At 60.6% G+C, this 15,433-nt stretch carries 13 protein-coding genes and 2 pseudogenes; 7 read left to right on the top strand and 8 right to left on the bottom strand.

What is annotated here, in order from left to right:
* Positions 1 to 32: 32 nt before the first annotated feature.
* From AC0L3L_RS03170 to AC0L3L_RS03155, 4 genes are all read right to left on the bottom strand, one after another.
* Positions 33 to 1,013 (bottom strand): HAD family hydrolase, encoded by a 981-nt coding sequence (locus tag AC0L3L_RS03170; RefSeq protein WP_473636523.1) that lies wholly within the window; start codon positions 1,011 to 1,013, stop codon positions 33 to 35.
* A gap of 4 nt (positions 1,014 to 1,017) precedes the next feature.
* Complete coding sequence (locus tag AC0L3L_RS03165) at positions 1,018 to 1,752, bottom strand: 2'-5' RNA ligase family protein (protein WP_473636522.1); 735 nt, start codon at positions 1,750 to 1,752, stop codon at positions 1,018 to 1,020.
* 115 nt (positions 1,753 to 1,867) lie between these two features.
* Positions 1,868 to 3,427, bottom strand: a complete 1,560-nt coding sequence (locus AC0L3L_RS03160) for an arylsulfatase (RefSeq protein ID WP_473636567.1) — start codon at positions 3,425 to 3,427, stop codon at positions 1,868 to 1,870.
* A gap of 299 nt (positions 3,428 to 3,726) precedes the next feature.
* The gene (locus AC0L3L_RS03155) at positions 3,727 to 5,436 is read right to left on the bottom strand and encodes an arylsulfatase (RefSeq protein WP_473636521.1); all 1,710 of its coding nucleotides are present in this window, start codon (positions 5,434 to 5,436) and stop codon (positions 3,727 to 3,729) included.
* Between the two features lie 230 nt (positions 5,437 to 5,666).
* Here AC0L3L_RS03155 and AC0L3L_RS03150 point away from each other — a divergent pair, with 230 nt between their 5' ends.
* The 6 genes and pseudogenes from AC0L3L_RS03150 to AC0L3L_RS03125 all read left to right on the top strand — a co-directional run bounded on the left by AC0L3L_RS03150 (position 5,667) and on the right by AC0L3L_RS03125 (position 11,906).
* The gene (locus AC0L3L_RS03150; protein WP_473636520.1) at positions 5,667 to 7,550 is read left to right on the top strand and encodes a sensor histidine kinase; all 1,884 of its coding nucleotides are present in this window, start codon (positions 5,667 to 5,669) and stop codon (positions 7,548 to 7,550) included.
* Between the two features lie 6 nt (positions 7,551 to 7,556).
* Positions 7,557 to 8,222 (top strand): response regulator transcription factor, encoded by a 666-nt coding sequence (locus tag AC0L3L_RS03145; protein WP_473636519.1) that lies wholly within the window; start codon positions 7,557 to 7,559, stop codon positions 8,220 to 8,222.
* A 64-nt stretch (positions 8,223 to 8,286) separates the two neighbouring features.
* Entirely contained in the window at positions 8,287 to 8,670 is a 384-nt protein-coding gene (locus AC0L3L_RS03140; RefSeq protein WP_473636518.1) for a response regulator transcription factor, read from the top strand.
* 29 nt (positions 8,671 to 8,699) lie between these two features.
* A pseudogene (locus tag AC0L3L_RS03135) lies at positions 8,700 to 9,504 on the top strand (transporter).
* Between the two features lie 51 nt (positions 9,505 to 9,555).
* A complete protein-coding gene (locus AC0L3L_RS03130; protein ID WP_473636517.1) occupies positions 9,556 to 10,896 on the top strand; it encodes a DUF3300 domain-containing protein in 1,341 nt (446 codons plus the stop codon).
* Between the two features lie 20 nt (positions 10,897 to 10,916).
* A complete protein-coding gene (locus AC0L3L_RS03125) occupies positions 10,917 to 11,906 on the top strand; it encodes a DUF2950 domain-containing protein (RefSeq protein ID WP_473636516.1) in 990 nt (329 codons plus the stop codon).
* A 116-nt stretch (positions 11,907 to 12,022) separates the two neighbouring features.
* Here AC0L3L_RS03125 and AC0L3L_RS03120 read toward each other — a convergent pair whose 3' ends face one another.
* From AC0L3L_RS03120 to AC0L3L_RS03105, 4 genes and pseudogenes are all read right to left on the bottom strand, one after another.
* Positions 12,023 to 12,448: a type II toxin-antitoxin system VapC family toxin gene (locus AC0L3L_RS03120; protein WP_473636515.1), complete on the bottom strand. Its 426-nt coding sequence runs from the start codon at positions 12,446 to 12,448 to the stop codon at positions 12,023 to 12,025.
* On the bottom strand, positions 12,448 to 12,690 hold the full coding sequence (locus tag AC0L3L_RS03115; protein ID WP_473636514.1) for a type II toxin-antitoxin system Phd/YefM family antitoxin: 243 nt from the start codon (positions 12,688 to 12,690) through the stop codon (positions 12,448 to 12,450). Before AC0L3L_RS03115 ends, AC0L3L_RS03120 begins: the two co-directional genes overlap by 1 nt.
* 113 nt (positions 12,691 to 12,803) lie before the next feature.
* Positions 12,804 to 13,760, bottom strand: coding sequence for an ROK family protein (locus AC0L3L_RS03110; protein WP_473636566.1), 957 nt, complete (start codon positions 13,758 to 13,760; stop codon positions 12,804 to 12,806).
* Positions 13,761 to 13,871: 111 nt separating this feature from the next.
* Positions 13,872 to 14,000 (bottom strand): annotated as a pseudogene (locus AC0L3L_RS03105) (hypothetical protein); the annotation flags it as partial.
* A 141-nt stretch (positions 14,001 to 14,141) separates the two neighbouring features.
* Between AC0L3L_RS03105 and AC0L3L_RS03100 the strand changes: the two are divergent.
* The gene (locus AC0L3L_RS03100) at positions 14,142 to 15,398 is read left to right on the top strand and encodes an ABC transporter substrate-binding protein (RefSeq protein ID WP_473636513.1); all 1,257 of its coding nucleotides are present in this window, start codon (positions 14,142 to 14,144) and stop codon (positions 15,396 to 15,398) included.
* Positions 15,399 to 15,433 lie beyond the last annotated feature (35 nt).

Below are 15,433 nucleotides of genomic sequence, written 5' to 3'. Positions count from 1 at the left end.
AGTGGCGGAATCCAAGCGTTCACACGCTGGCTCTAGTTTCCCGGAAAGATCTGCTTCCAGTCGGCCTTCATGTCCACGATCGTCCATTTGTTGATGGCGGCGGCGTCGAGAGCCAGGTCGAGATGGCCGAACTCGCTTTTCCGGTCGTAGGCATATTCGCGCTCTGCGTCGGTGTGATGAACGATCAAGCCGAAGCGTGCGCCGTCGGTAAGCGTCGTCCATTGCAGCATTTCGAGGTCACCGTCCGAGTTGCCGAAAGCCGCGATTGGCCTGCGGCCGATATGCTGCTGGATGCCAACCGGCTTGCCGGTCTTGTCGTCGATGAAGTTGACCTCAGGCAGCCGAAACAGCGTCGGCGCGCCGTCTTTCATCGCGAACTTCGTCTTGATCGAAGAGCCGACCACCTGTTCCGGCGGAACGCCGTAAACCTTTTCCGTCCAGGGGCGCATGAACTCGATGCCGCCGCCAGACACGATGAAGGTTTTGAACCCGTTGGCCCGCAGATAGGCGAGAAGTTCGAGCATCGGCTGGTAGACCAACTCGGTATAAGGCTTCTTGAAGCGTGGATCGCGCGCGTTGGCGATCCAGTCGGTCACGATTGTCTGGAATTGCGTGACGGTCATGCCGGCGTGGGTCGCCATGATGAGTTCCACCAGGCCCTTTTCACCGGCTGCTGCGAGCGCCTTCATGTCGCCTTCGAGCACGGCCTGAAACGGCTGGGTGGTCGCCCATTCGGGATGACTTGGCGCCTCGGCTTTTACACGGTCGAGCGCGAAGGCGAGTTGCACATACATCGGATGTTCGACCCACAGCGTGCCGTCATTGTCGAACACCGCGATGCGTTCGGGCTCCGGCACGAAGTCGGGCGAACCCTCCTTGCTCACCTTCTCGACGAACTCGACGATCGCAGCCTTCGGCGCGGTGTCGTTCCAAGACGGCAGCGGGTCGGACTGGGCAAGCGCAACGGCCGGAGTCAGTAAGCCAATTATGAAAAGCAGAGCTTTCATAGCCATCTCCTCAGAAGCTAGCGAGTTGCTTGGCTGCCGTTCCGAAGTTGCCAAGCTGATAAACCGACACCGCCGCCGGCGAGAACGTGAAAGCATCGAACGGTTCGGCGACCATCTTCCTAAGATAATCCGGGGGGGCCAGGCCTACGGTGACGTGGGGCACGAGTTTTTTGCCGCTTGAGTCCGGCACATAGCGAGTCACATAGTCAATCGTTGGCTGGTTGATGTCGGGGTCTTCCGGCGTGGTGAAGAACGCAGCAGATGTCCCTGTATCGACGATAAAGGGGGCAACTGCGTCAATCAGTTCCTGTTGGAACTGGATGAGTTGGTCGGTCGGCTCGATCAAAATCACGGTCACACCGGCCTTATCCCAGACGACATAGTCATATTTGAACGCCTTTAGCGTCCATCCGGCTGGCTTCTCCCCGGCCACTACATCGCCGACGGCAGCGTAGACTTTGTCGAGGGCGTCCGTCCGGACGAACCGCTGTAGCATTGTGATGTGCGGGCTGTGCGTTGCATCTAATGGGTAGCCCTGCGGGAAAACCTTGCGCAGGTTGGCATTAGCAGCCTCCGCGTGCTGGATCATCGTTGCGTCCGGTTCCAGCGCGATGTCGATGGCCGTGACGGGATTTTCCTGTGCTGTCCCGGAGCCAAGCATCAATCCGAAACAAGCTACAAGCACTGCCAAGCGTTTCGAATATCCGCGTCGTTTTTCGGCTGAATGAACCGAGATGTTACTCATGGCGGCTGTCTCCTCATGCGTAAGTGGCTGGCGGGGCCACGGTCGGTGGTGGACATCAAGCGTGTAGCCACCATGGCGGGCGGCCCGGGAAAGCCGCCCGCCATAAGCCCTCCCGTTACTTGGCCATCGCTGCTCTAGCCGCCTCGATCTGTGCCTTGACAGCGTCGAGATTGAAGCTCGCGCCCTTCTGCATCGGCGGGAATTCGATCGCGGTCTCGGCCAGCTTCCCCACTTGCTGTTGGACAAACACGAAGCGCCAGAACTGGTACATAAACCACTCGTTGAAGTACCCTTGTGCGCCGTCGAGCGTTCCGTTTGCCGGCGTGCCCAGGCGTTCGAACGGATCGAGGCGAAGGTTCGTGATCGACGGTGCGTCGACGTGCTCCTTGGCTCCGAGCCAACCGTTCGGTTGCTCGATGAAGCGGTATTTGTAGTCATCTATGCGTACGGCGCCGAGTGTGCTTTCTCCAAAATAGAAGATCTCATGCCGAGCCGATGGTCCCTTGCCGGTGATGAGGTCCATTTGGTTGTAGCCGTCGAGATAGTTCTTGTAGGTGCGGTCGCCGATCTGCTTTCCCGCCAGCAGTTCGGCCTTGATGTTGGGGTTGCCTGCGGCGGCCACGAAGGTCGGCAGCCAGTCGAGCCCGGACATGATGCCGTTCTCCACCTTGCCTGCTGCGATCTTGCCCGGCCAGCGAATGAAGGCCGGTACGCGGAAGCCGCCTTCGTAGATCGTGCCCTTCTGCCCCCGGTACGGCGTGTTGCCGCCATCAGGCCATGTGAAGGTCTCGGTGCCATTGTCGGTGGTGAACATGACGATGGTGTTGTCATCAACGCCAAGGTCCTTGAGCTTCTGCATCACCAGGCCGACGTCATCGTCGAGCTGAGCCATACCGGCTTCCTGCAGCGACCAGCCGTTCTCCGAGTTGCGCAAGGCCTCGTATTTGGGCGAAAGATGGGTGATGACGTGCATGCGTGTGGGGTTGAGCCACAAGAAGAAAGGCTTGTTGTCAGCCTTGGCCTTCTCCACGAACTTCAAGGCGTTGTCGCGGATTTCGTCGTCCACTGTTTCCATGCGTTCGGGATAGAGAGTGCCGGCGTCTTCGATCTTCTGCTTGCCGACCTTGCCCCAGCGTGGGTCGACGGTCGGGTCGTCAGTTTCGGTCGCCCAAGTGTGGAGCATGTTGCGCGGCCCCACCTTGTCCAGCAGGTCCTGCGGGTAGTTCGGGTGTGCAGGGTCTTCCATGGCGTCGAGGTGATAGAGGTAACCGAAGAACTCGTCGAAGCCGTGGACGGTCGGCAGGAACTCGTTCAAGTCGCCAAGGTGGTTCTTTCCGAACTGGCCGGTGGTGTAGCCCATGTCTTTCAGGGCAGTCGCGAGAGTGATCGCTTCGGCCGGCAGACCGGTGGTGGCGCCGGCCTGCCCGACGGTGGTCATGCCGGTGCGAATCGGAAGCTCGCCGGTGATAAAGTTCGCCCGGCCAGCCGTGCAGCTCGCCTCGGCGTAATAGTCGGTGAAGAGCATGCCCTCGGCGGCGATCTTGTCGAGGTTGGGCGTGCGGCCCGCCATCACGCCGCGGTGATAGGCGCCGATGTTCCACATGCCGATGTCGTCGCCCATGATGACGACGATGTTCGGTTTTTGCGCGTCCTGCGCATAGGCAACCGATGCCATACCGCCGCAAAGCGCAATTGCGGTCACCCAGGTTGCGATGCCGTAACTCGGAATTCCAGGTCTCATGTTCAGCTCCTCCTGCTGGAAATCTCGCCAACCGCCCGAATTGGAACGATTCCGCGCCCGTGCGCCCCTCGCTTGATCAGTCAGCACACAAGGCTGACGCGACGGTAAATCCGAGCAACGCTTGATGATATTGTCCTTTGGGGAAGTCGATCGGACCGTGCGCCTGTTGGGTGGCGCGCAGCCGGGCTCACGCACGACCGGACGCCCTGGGGCGTCCGGCATTGGCGGGTGCGTCAGTCGTGACCTGTCTTCATGCTCCGGACTTGCGCCATCACTTGCTCCAGATTGTAGCTTGCAGGGTCCTGGAGCGGCGGGAAGGCGATGTAGGTCTCGAGATGCTTCAGCCACAACTGCTGGCCGATGGGCAGGATGTTCCAGTCATAGACGTAGGCGGTGGACGGTGACGCGATGGAGCCGCCCATACCGAAAAGTGTCTTGATCTGCTGTCCGACCGAGGTCTCGAACGGATCGCGCTTGATGTTGACGACCTGGGTCCAGGCAAAGGGCATTACTCCGTTTATGAACCCGGCTGGGTCATCCGAAACCATCGCGAAGTACATCTTCCAGTTCTTGTAGCGGACCGCCGACGGCTCCTTGCCGGAATAGTACAAGAAAGAGTCGCGCGCAGACGGCGCCTTGCCTTCCAGGAAGTCACGCTGATCGATCCCATCGAGTGTGGTCTTGACGACATTCGGATACGTGCCTGCCTCGATCTGTTTCTTCAGCTCGTCGCCCTTGGGGCCGCCGGCGATGTTCACCAACGTCGGCAGCCAGTCGAGCGCCGAGAACATGTCGTTCTTGACGGTGCCGGGCTCGATATGCCCCGGCCAGCGAACGACCAGTGGTGCCCGCATGCCGCCTTCCCAGGTGCTGAGCTTGCCACCCTTGAACGGGGTGGTGCCGCCATCCGGGAAGGTGATCGTCTCGGCTCCGTTGTCGGTGGTGAAGACGACGATGGTGTTGTCGAGCTGGCCCATGTCTTCCAGCTTCTTCAGGACGACGCCGATATTGTCGTCCATCTGCTTCATGCCGGCTTCGTTCATGCCCCAGTCCTTGCCGCCGGGCTCGCCGATCATATTGAGATACTTGTCCGGCAACACCGTCGTGATGTGCATGCGGGCCGGGTTGTACCAGACGAAGAACGGCTTGTTGGTCGTCTTCGGGTCGTTTCGGTCGAGGAAGTCGACGACCTTGGCGGAGATTTCCTCGTCGATGGTCTTTGACCGCTCCAGCGTCAGCGGGCCCTCGTCCTTGCAGGACTGATTTGCCGGGGATCCGTCGGAGGATGTGCACGCGAGCATTGGACGCGGTGGCGTCAGGCAGGTTGTGGTCTTCGGATCGACAGCGCCCGGAACCTCGGCCAGGCCGGGGATCGGTGTATTCATGCAGGGCGGCGCGATCCCCTGCTCGGTTGGGCTCTTGTTGATGTCAGGGAAGCTCACGCCCTGCATGGCGTCGAGGTGATAGAGGTAGCCCCAAAATTCCTGGAACCCGTGTGCGGTCGGCAGGGATTCGGTGGTATCTCCGAGATGGTTCTTGCCGAACTCACCTGTCGAGTAGCCGAGATCATTCAGGAACCTGGCGAGGTGGGGCGTGCCGGCCCGCAGGTAGGACGGGCTTCCGGGAATCTCCGGCAGGACCATGCCGACGCGCACCGGCTGCATGCCGGTGATGAAGGCGGTACGCCCGGCAGTGCAGCTCTGCTCGGCATAGTAGGTCATGAATTTCGCACCTCCCTGGCCGATGCGATCGATGTTGGGCGTTTCGCCGACCATCAGGCCCTGATGATAGATGCTGGGCTGCATCCAGCCGATATCATCGCCCATGATGAACAGGATGTTGGGCTTTTGCGCATCCTGGGCCTGTGCCGGCGCATGCGCGCCCCAAAGGACCGTCGCAGCGGTCAGTATCCCAATGCTGCAGTCAAGGATTCTACGACTCATTTCCCTCTCCTCTGGTTGCTTACGGATAGATGCCTCGCCACCGCCCACGGCACGATTTCGAGCCTGAACGACCTCCCGTCACCAGTCGGAGCGCTCAAGATCACGCTACGGTAGCCCTAGCTAACACATGGTGATATTGTCCTTTGGGGAAGTTGTTCAGGTGCAGATGCGGTAACGCTGCCCGATCTACTTTCCCAGCTAAAAGCTTGGCTTGTGAGGGGGTATCCATCATGCTGTGCGATCCGCCTGTTCGGTCGCGCCGACGCGCCCAGAACGCGGTCAGGTTCCTTGTTGCAATTTTGATTGCGATTTTTCTGGACGGCGGCTCTGCAGCAGCTGAGGTCGTCGGCCGGTCTCCGCGTGTGCTCATCCTCCATCCGTATGACGAGCGACTGCCCGCAAGCTCGATTGCCGGGGAGAACGCCAGAAATCGGCTTATCGAGGCGACGTCCGGCAATGTCGATCTCTTCTCGGAGTTCCTGGACCTCTCGAGGTTTCCCGAGGAAGCCCATATCGACCGCATGGCGCGGTATATGTCCGAGAAATACGTCGGTCATCGCCCGGACGTCGTGATCGCGCTCGGCGAATCGGCAACCCGTTTCATCGTCAATAACCGTGAGGCGATCGCGCCCGACGCAAAGATCGTGTTCTGCGGCTTCGGGCGTGACAGTGCTTCGAAACTCAACTTGCCGGCAGATGTCGTCGGGGCTTTCAGCGAATTCGATATTGCCAAGACGCTCGAATTGGCCCGCGCCCTCCAGCCCGACGCCGAAAATCTTTTCATCATTGGCGGTTCGGCAGCTTTCGATCGCACTTGGCTTGACAGCGCTAGAACCGACCTCGCAGTCGCTTCAAAAGATTACGCAACCACCTACCTGGAAGGTTATTCGATCGATGAATTCGTGGAGCGTGCCTCCCACTTTCCACCGGACAGTATTGTCCTGTTCCTCACCATTCTTGCCGATAGTACAGGCCGCAACTTCCTGCCCAAAGACGCTTTAGCAATAGTGGCGGCGAAGGCCAGTGCGCCGATTTATGGCCCCTATGACACCTACCTTGGTCAAGGTGTCGTAGGCGGAAACTCGGTAACCTTCGAGTCCTTGGGAAACGCGGTCGCCGGCTTGGCTTTGGATGCACTCGCGGGAAAGCCGATCACAGACATCGAAGTGCCGCAAACATTCTTTGCCGACGCAAGGCAGCTAAAGCGATGGGGCCTGTCGGAAAGCGCGCTTCCTGCAGAGACCGCGTTGAGTTTCAGAGAACCTATGCTTTGGGAGCAGCATGGCGATTTGGTCGCGGGAGCCATTGCCCTGGTCGCCTTACAGGCCCTGATCATCACTGGGCTGCTCTTCGAGCGACGCCGGCGTTTCGCCGCCGAAGGTGAATCCAGCCAGCGTCTCCTTGAGCTGGTCCACATGAATCAGTCTGCAACCGCAGGCGCATTGTCGGCATCGATCGCTCACGAACTCAACCAGCCGCTGGGCGCCATTCTCAGCAATGCCGAGGCAGCGGAGATGATACTCAAGGGAAAGACGCCTGATCTGGATCTCATCCAGCAGATTTTGGCTGACATCAGGGACGACGACCAGCGAGCAGGCGATATTATTCTTCGCCTTCGGGGTATGCTGAAGAAAAGGAGTGCGATCGACTGGCAGGAGTTTGACCTCAATGAGGTCGTCGACGGCGCCATTTGTATCTTGCGCGCTGAAGCCGCGAAGAAACAGGTGGCCGTAAGCGCCGAGCAATCCACGGGCAGACTGCCGGTTCGCGCCGACAAGGTTCATCTGCAGCAGGTCATCCTGAATCTCGCGACCAATGCAATGGACGCGATGGTCGAATCGGTAACAGCGAACCGCAAGCTTGTGTTTCAGACGGCGTTACAGGGCGATGCCAGGGTCGAGATGTCGATTTCAGACACCGGCAGGGGCATCCCAAAAGACCATCTCGATAGTATCTTCGCAGCATTCTACACGACAAAGCCAACCGGAACCGGGCTGGGGCTCTCCATCGCTCGCGCGATCGTGGAAACTTACGGTGGAAAGATCTGGGCGGACAATCGCGTCGGCGGCGGCGCGGTGTTCCGCTTCGTCCTGCCGCTCGCGGAGGCCACTTGAACGCCTATGGAACCATTCATTCACATTATCGATGACGACGCATCGTTTCGAACGGCGCTCGGACGTCTCGTCGAAACCTATGGTTTTCGGGTTAGCGGCTACCAGTCGGGCGAGGATTTCCTGGCGCGGCTGCCGGAATCGGAAGCCGGCTGCATCCTTCTTGATCTGCGCATGCCAGGGCTCAGCGGTCCGGAGCTGCAGGAAAGGCTCGTACTGGCGGTCCCGCTGCTACCCATCGTCTTCTTGACGGGCCAAGGCACGATTGCCGCGAGTGTTCAGGCAATGAAGGCAGGTGCCGATGATTTTCTGGAGAAACCCATTTCGTCCCAAATCTTACGTGAGGCGATCGAGCGCGCGCTCGCCAAGAATGAAAAACGGCGCGCCGGACACGATCAGATTCAGGCGCTCCAGACCAAAGTGTTCAGCCTAACGCCACGCGAAATCCAGGTTTTCGATCTGGTCGTTCGCGGCAGGCGTAACAAGCAGGTTGCATACGACCTGAACACCTCCGAGCGCACGGTCAAGGCGCATCGGCACAGCGTCATGGAAAAGTTGGGCGTTACGTCCCTCGCCGAGATGGTATCGATCGCGGAGAGGCTGGGGGCCGTTCGGGCAGCGCAAACAGGCTCAAATCCAACATTCGGTGCTTCCCCAAAGGCCAATATCCAGTGACGTTAACTCGGCCCACAATCTCTCCGTTGATACTCGCACGCGTCGCCCCTTCGAGGAGCCAAATGTGGAAAGCCCGCCACGAACAGTGGCCGTCGTGGAAGACGATCCGAGCATGCGGAGAAGCATCGAACGGTTGTTAAACGCGCACGGTCACCAAACGCATGGATACGCGTCGGCGGAGACGTTTCTTGAATCCGATTTTGCCGGCTCGATCGGCTGCCTGGTGCTCGACATTCACCTCGCCAACATGTCCGGAATCCAGCTGCGGCGCTGGCTTCGCGATTTGGGCTCTAGCTTGCCGATTATCTTCATCACCGCCGTTGACGACGAACCGCTTGAAGCGGAGGCGCGCGACGCGGGCTGCGTGGCCTTTCTTCGCAAGCCTTTCGCAGCCACTTTTTTGCTGTCTGCTATCGATGACGCCTTGTTGGGATTGTCTAACGAATAAGTGACTTCGCGCTGCCGGGAGGCGTTTGCATGAAAGCAATCCAAACCATTCCTACGGGCATCGCCTTTGCCGTCGTATCTGTCTTTTGCGATTTCGCTGCAGCCCAGGACGACAGCCAGGATCTTGCCAAGAAGCTTTCCAATCCGATCGCCTCGCTGATCAGTGTTCCTCTCCAGTTCAACTACGACGAAGGCTTCGGCCCGAATGACGGCGAGAAGGCCGTGCTCAACATCCAGCCGGTTATCCCCGTCTCGCTTAACGACGACTGGAACATGATTTCGCGCACCATCTTGCCTGTTATCTGGCAGAACGACATCGCCGGACCTTCGGGCGAGCAGTCCGGCCTTGGCGATATCACCCAAAGCTTCTTCTCGCCCAAGAACCCGGGGCCGTCGGGCATTGTCTGGGGCGTAGGTCCGGCGTTTCTCATCCCGACCGCGACCGAGGATCTGCTAGGCGGCGGCAAATGGGGCGCCGGTCCGACCGCTGTCGTCCTCAAGCAGATCGACGGCTGGACGTTCGGCGCGCTGGGGGACCACATCTGGTCCTTTGCCGGCGAGGGCGACCGGGCGGATATCAGCTCCACCTTCCTGCAGCCCTTCGTCTCCTACACGACTGCCGACGCGTGGACGTTCGGCGTCAACACGGAAAGCACATACAATTGGGAAACCGAGGACTGGTCGGTTCCAGTGAACTTCACTGTGGCTAAGCTTACCAAGTTTGGCCATCAGCCAGTGAGCTTCACCGCCGGGTGCGCTATTGGACCGAAAGCCCCGACAGCGGCCCGACGGGCTAGGCTTCCGCGGTGCGGTGACGTTCCTCTTTCCCAAATGAGGGCCCGGCGTTAGGCTTGCCGAGACAGAGACAGACAGGGAGGATCGAAGCATGACGGGCAATGACTTGTTGAAGGTCGGCGCTGCGGCGCTGGCGCTGCTGCTTGCCGGGCCTGGCTCGGCGCATTCTGTCTTTGCACAAGAACAGGTCGCGGCGGCTGACGCATCCAGCGATGCGGCGGCCTCGCCGGAGCCGTTGAGCGCGGACGAGATGGAGGTGCTGGTGGCGCGCATCGCGCTCTATCCGGACGAACTGATCGCGGTGATCACGGCTGCTGCACTCTATCCGCTGCAGATCGTCGAGGCGGCGCGGTTCCTTGAGCGGTACGAGAAGGACAAGGGCCTGAAGCCCAAGGACAGCTGGGACGGCTCGGTGGTGTCGCTGCTCAACTATCCGGACATTGTAAAGATGATGAGCGACGACCTCGAATGGACGCAGGCGCTCGGCGACGCCATTGCCTACCAGCAGAAGGACGTGCTGGTTGCCATCCAGCAGCTGCGCGACGAGGCGGTCGCCAAGGGCGTCATCAAGACCGACGATAAGATCCAGGTGGTCAAGGAGAACGACAATTTCGTCATCAAGTCGGCAAGCCCTGACGTGATCTACGTCCCGCAATATCCGCCGCAGATGTTTTATGAGCCGGATTACGTGTGGGAACCGATCCGCTATTATCCCGATCCTTACCCCTACTATTGGTATCCGGGAGCGACCTTTTTCGCCGGGGCTGTGACCGGCGCCATCTGGGCCGCCGCCGTCGACTGGGACGACTGGGGTGTATGGGGCGGTCGCTGGGACGGCAACGACATCGATATCGACTGCAACAATTGCTTCAACAATCGCGACTTCAACGGCAAGATCAACTTCAACGACGTCGACTGGAAGAACATCGACCGCGACAAGATCAACATCAATCGCAACCAGTTCAACAAGTTCGACCAGAACAATATCAAGAACCGCATCGAGAAGGACGGCGACAACGCCATCCGCGACCGCGCACGCGACATCAAGAAGAACGACAAACTCGCCAACAGGGTGCCGGGCAAGACGGCTGCAACGAGAGACATCCGCAAGAGCACGCTGGACGGGCTGAAGGCCAAGCCCGCCAACGTGACCCGCCCCGCCAAGCCCGCCAACATCCAGAAACCTGCGGCCAAGCCTACCGCCAATCGCCCGGCGGCGAAGCCGGCCAAGGTGAGCCGCCCGGCCGGCAAGCCAAAACCTGCGGCAAGGGTCGACAACCGGCCGAAGAAACCGTCGGGGCTTGGCAACGTCGATCGCGGCAAGGCGACCAAGGTCAGCTCCAACCGCGGCCACCAATCGATGGGTGGTGGCCAGCGCGGCGGTGGCGGCCACAAGCAGATCAAGCGCTCCAGTGGCGGACGCCGGCGTTAACGGAACGGGAGGACAGGATCATGATACAGATGTTCAGCACCACCCGTCACACGGGACTTTTGCATACAATCCTTCTCCGCTCTGTCTGCGCCGTGGCGCTTGCAGTGGGCATCATCGCTGTCTCGCAGCCAGCCGCCGCACAGGATGCGCCGGAGGCGCCGGAGATCACCGCCTTTGCGGCCGCCGCCGAGCCGCCCGTCTTCGATACGCCCGAGGCAGCGGTCGAAGCATTTAAGCAGGCCCTCAATGACGCCGGCAACGGTGCGGTTGCGGCCCTTCTCGGCCTCGATGCGGAAAAGCTGAAGGCCGACGAGAACTCGGACGAGACGCTGGCGGCGATCAAGGAGGGGGTGGCCAAGCAGCTTGTCGTCGATGGCGAGGGCGACCGCCGCACGCTGCAGATCGGCGACAAGCTGTGGCCGCTGCCTTTTCCGATCGTCAAGGGCGAGGACGGCAAATGGGCTTTCGACACTTATGCCGGGCTCGAAGAGATCGTGAACCGGTATGTCGGCGAGAACGAGCTCACCGCGATCGAGACGGTGCGCGCCTATGTCGACGCGCAGGAGGACTATGCATCGCAGGACCGCGACGAGGATGGCGTGGAGGAGTTCGCGCAGAAACTGATAAGCTCGGAAGGCGCGACCGACGGGCTCTACTGGCCGACCGACGACATCAACGGCGAGAGTCCGGCCGGTGACGCCGTTAGTGAGGCCGAGCTCGAGGACGCGGCCAAGGGCGAAGGCTATTTCGGCTACAAGTACAAGATTCTGACCGGCCAGGGCGACCATATCGCCGGAGGCGCCTACGACTACGTCATAAACGGCAACATGATCGCCGGCTTCGGCCTCATCGCCTGGCCTGCCAAATACGGCGAAACCGGCGTGAAAACCTTCGCCGTCAACCAGCACGGCGTCGTCTACGAGACCGACCTCGGCCCAACCACCGAGCAGATCGTCAAATACATCGACCGCTTCAACCCGGACGATACCTGGCAGGTCGTGGCCGACTGAGAGAAAGGCGTTCTAGTCTGCGGACGTGCGTGACATCGTGCTGTTTTGGATCGGTCACGGGGGCGGCGTCGAACGGCGTTCCCAGCAGGATTGGCGAGGGAGGAGAGGGGCTCGCATCATGCCAGAAACTGCGTCGGCACGCCGAGAACCGGTCCAGCCTCGGCGAGCTTTTGGTCGAGCGTATGCACCGTAGCGCCATGCTCCGATGCCGTGGCGAGATGCAGCGCGTCACCAGCGCGAAGCCCGAGACTATGCTGATCGACTAACTTTGCCGCCGTGCGGAAATGCCCGCCCGTGACCGGCAGCACGGTGAAGCTCTCGGCGACCAGCTTGTGGAACATCGCGAGCGCTGCTGCACGCTGCTCCAGGTTGATCTGCCCGGTTCGCAGCTTGATCGCCATGGCAGACGACATCTCGGTGATGGTCCAGTCGCTGATCAGAAGCTGCGCCGGATCCTGCTCCGCCAGCCAGCTCTGAACGCGCGGCGTCATCGCTTCATTTGAGAGGGCGGCAACGATCAGCGACGTGTCGAGATAGTGCATCAGTAGCGGTCGCCATCGCGCATCGACCGTACCAGATCGGCAGAACTCTCGGCCTGAGGCGGCATGGTCGTGGTCAAGGATTGCAGGAGGGTCGCGTCGATCCGCTGCCGCGGTCTCGCCACGGCGGTGAGCCGTGCGACCGGTTTACCCCGCCGGGTGATGTCGATCGAATCTCCTGCCTCGACCCGATCCACTAGCTCGCTCAGATGGGCTTTGGCATCTGCCAGGTTGATCACACTCATGTCACGTTCCTGACTATGTAGATGGTCATATAGCGTATTGCGCTTAACACTTCCAGTGAGGGGTTTTCATGCGTCACGTTCTGACCCGGGGCGCCACTCGGCGCAAAGCTAGATCATTGCAGCCGGCTGTTGTGTCGCAGCACCAGGCCGACTGCGCCGAGCAATGCGTCGTTCTCTGTGTGCTTGCCGACAATTATCCGCGTGCGCAGGGCGGGCGCGAGATCGCGGGACTTGATGAGCGTGTGGCGTTCATATGACGCGATCAGCGGTGCCAGGAGAATGTCGCCTGCCAACGCCATGCGGCCACCGATGACGATGAGTGGCGGATTGATCACCGAGCCGATCAGACCAAGACCACGGCCGGCGAAGTCCGCGGTGTCCTCGATCATCCGCAGCGCCCCGACGTCGCCCTGTTCAGCCATCATGATCACCTCGTCCATCGTGACCGGCCGCCGCACGATGCGCGAAATCTGCTCGAGCGGCCGGGCAAAACTCGCATAGAGCTCCAGGCATCCGCGATTGCCGCACCGGCAAAGATCGCCGCCGGGATCGAGGCTGATATGCCCGAATTCGCCAGCGCCGCCGGCGATGCCCGTCACCAGCCGGCCATGCTGGACTATGGCCCCGCCGACGCCGAGATCGATCTTGAACAGCACGAAATCGTCTTGGCCGACGGCCGCGCCCCACATCAGCTCGGCAATGGCGGAGCAGTTGCTCTCGTTGTCGGCGAAAATCGGCTGTTCGAGAACCGGCCCGAACACATCGCGGATGTTGACCCCAGCCCAGGTCGGAACAATACTCGCACGCTGCACCACTCCTTCGCGGCTGACAGGGCCCGAGACGGAAACCCCAACCCCCAGGAGCCCCGCCATCGGCAGACCGTTCTCTTCGTAGCATTGGGCAATTGCTGATTTGGCGAGCCGGGCCGCCTGTTGCGGTTGGTAGTCCAGACCCATGGGGATAGTTTGTTCGGTAATGACAGAATGCGACACGTCGGCGACGACGCACCGCATCTCATCGAGGCCTAGGTGGATTCCGACGCAGGTGCCCGCAGCGGGATTGAGCGTCAAGGTCGCGGCAGGCCTGCCAATGCCCCTGGCCCCGTCATGGTGGGCCGAGGATTCGATCACCATTCCGGACTTTCTCAAGCCATTGAGCGCGGTTGAAACCGTCGATCTCGCCAATCCGGTGATATGCGTGATTTGCGACGCAGAAAGCACGCCGCGCTCACGCAGGCATCGCACGATCAGGCTCTCCGGTGACGCGGAGGGCCTGTCGATCAGCCAATTTCTAAGCGAAGGTTTGTTCATGATGAGCACAAATCACGTTGACTGATAGCTCAAATATGTCATCTTGGAAAGAACGGAGATACGCATCTCCGTCTGCGGCGAGCTCAAATTGCGTCCACAAGCGGTCGATACGAACCGTACATCACATATGGGAGTGAAACGATGGAATACCTGAGGACGGCCGCTGCGGCGTACACCTTTGTTGCGGGAGCTGCGCTCGCAGAGCCCAAGACCAACCTGTTGCATCAATGGGCGACCGGATCGGACGCCCAGGCTATCGCCAAGCTCGGCGAGATGTTTACCGCTAAGGGTGGCACCTGGCAGCAGACCTCCATCGCGGGCCACACGGCCAACACGCTGGCGAAACTGCGCGCCGACGTTATCGCCGGCAATGCACCCCCCGCGGTGCAGCTCAAGGGACCCGAGATCGCCGAATGGAACGAGACCGGCATGACAGCCAATCTCGACGAACTGGCGACAGCGGAAAATTGGGAGAAGGTCGTCGCTCCCGAATTGCTGCCGGTGATGAAGCCGACCGGAAGCTGGGTGGCGGCGCCGATGAACATCCATCGCATCAACTGGCTGTGGGCATCGCCGAAGGTCATGCAGGAAGCAGGCGTCGCCGAGGTGCCGAAGACGTGGGCGGACTTCAACGCCGCCTGCGACAAGATCGTGGCGTCAGGCAAAATCTGCATCTCGCACTCGACTGCCGACTGGACCGATTCGACGGTGTTCGAGGTCGTGGTCTACGGAATGGATCTCGATCTCTTCAAGAAGGCCTTCGTCGAAGGTGACGTCGAGGCGATGCGCAGCGACGGCATGGTCAAGGCCTTCGAACAGTTCCGCACCATGACGACGAAATATATGGACCCCGGCATGAACGGGCGCGACTGGGATACCATGTCGCATCTGGTCGGCCGCGGCGAGGCCGCCTTCCACATCATGGGCGACTGGACGCTCGGCCTGCTCACGGCCGGCGGCTTCAAGGAGGGCACCGACTATGTCTGCGCCCAGGCGCCGACTGACTGGGGCAAGCCGGGCTTCATCCTGAATTCCGACTCGGTCGTGTTCTTCCAGCAGAAGGATCCGGACTACGTCGAGGGGCAGAAACTGCTCGCCAGCACGATCCTGTCGCCTGAGTTCCAGACGATTTTCAATCAGACCAAGGGCTCGATCCCGGCCCGTCTCGACGTCGATCTTTCGAACGGCTTCAATCCTTGCCAGCAGCTTTCCCAGAAGGACCTGCAGGCGTCGATCGATGGCGGCACGCTTGTCCGTTCGATGGCGCATAACATGACGATCCCGCAGAAGGTGCGCGGCGCGATCATGGATACCGTCACCGAATTCGTGGCGACGCCGGACATGACCGCGCAGGACGCAGCTAGTGCGATGGCTGATGCGGCCGAAGCGCAGATGTGAAGAAGCTGCCGATGATTGGCCCGGCGCGGCACGCC

Source organism: Mesorhizobium sp. WSM4849 (assembly GCF_055811385.1).
This window is presented reverse-complemented; position numbering and strand designations above follow the sequence as displayed.

Coding starts and splice junctions, on each gene's coding strand:
- AC0L3L_RS03125 (WP_473636516.1), top strand. CDS start 10,917: ATGATACAGATGTTCAGCACCACCCGTCACACGGGACTTTTGCATACA.
- AC0L3L_RS03145 (WP_473636519.1), top strand. CDS start 7,557: ATGGAACCATTCATTCACATTATCGATGACGACGCATCGTTTCGAACG.
- AC0L3L_RS03155 (WP_473636521.1), bottom strand. CDS start 5,436: ATGAGTCGTAGAATCCTTGACTGCAGCATTGGGATACTGACCGCTGCG.
- AC0L3L_RS03150 (WP_473636520.1), top strand. CDS start 5,667: ATGCTGTGCGATCCGCCTGTTCGGTCGCGCCGACGCGCCCAGAACGCG.
- AC0L3L_RS03130 (WP_473636517.1), top strand. CDS start 9,556: ATGACGGGCAATGACTTGTTGAAGGTCGGCGCTGCGGCGCTGGCGCTG.
- AC0L3L_RS03115 (WP_473636514.1), bottom strand. CDS start 12,690: ATGAGTGTGATCAACCTGGCAGATGCCAAAGCCCATCTGAGCGAGCTA.
- AC0L3L_RS03165 (WP_473636522.1), bottom strand. CDS start 1,752: ATGAGTAACATCTCGGTTCATTCAGCCGAAAAACGACGCGGATATTCG.
- AC0L3L_RS03120 (WP_473636515.1), bottom strand. CDS start 12,448: ATGCACTATCTCGACACGTCGCTGATCGTTGCCGCCCTCTCAAATGAA.
- AC0L3L_RS03160 (WP_473636567.1), bottom strand. CDS start 3,427: ATGGCATCGGTTGCCTATGCGCAGGACGCGCAAAAACCGAACATCGTC.
- AC0L3L_RS03100 (WP_473636513.1), top strand. CDS start 14,142: ATGGAATACCTGAGGACGGCCGCTGCGGCGTACACCTTTGTTGCGGGA.
- AC0L3L_RS03170 (WP_473636523.1), bottom strand. CDS start 1,013: ATGGCTATGAAAGCTCTGCTTTTCATAATTGGCTTACTGACTCCGGCC.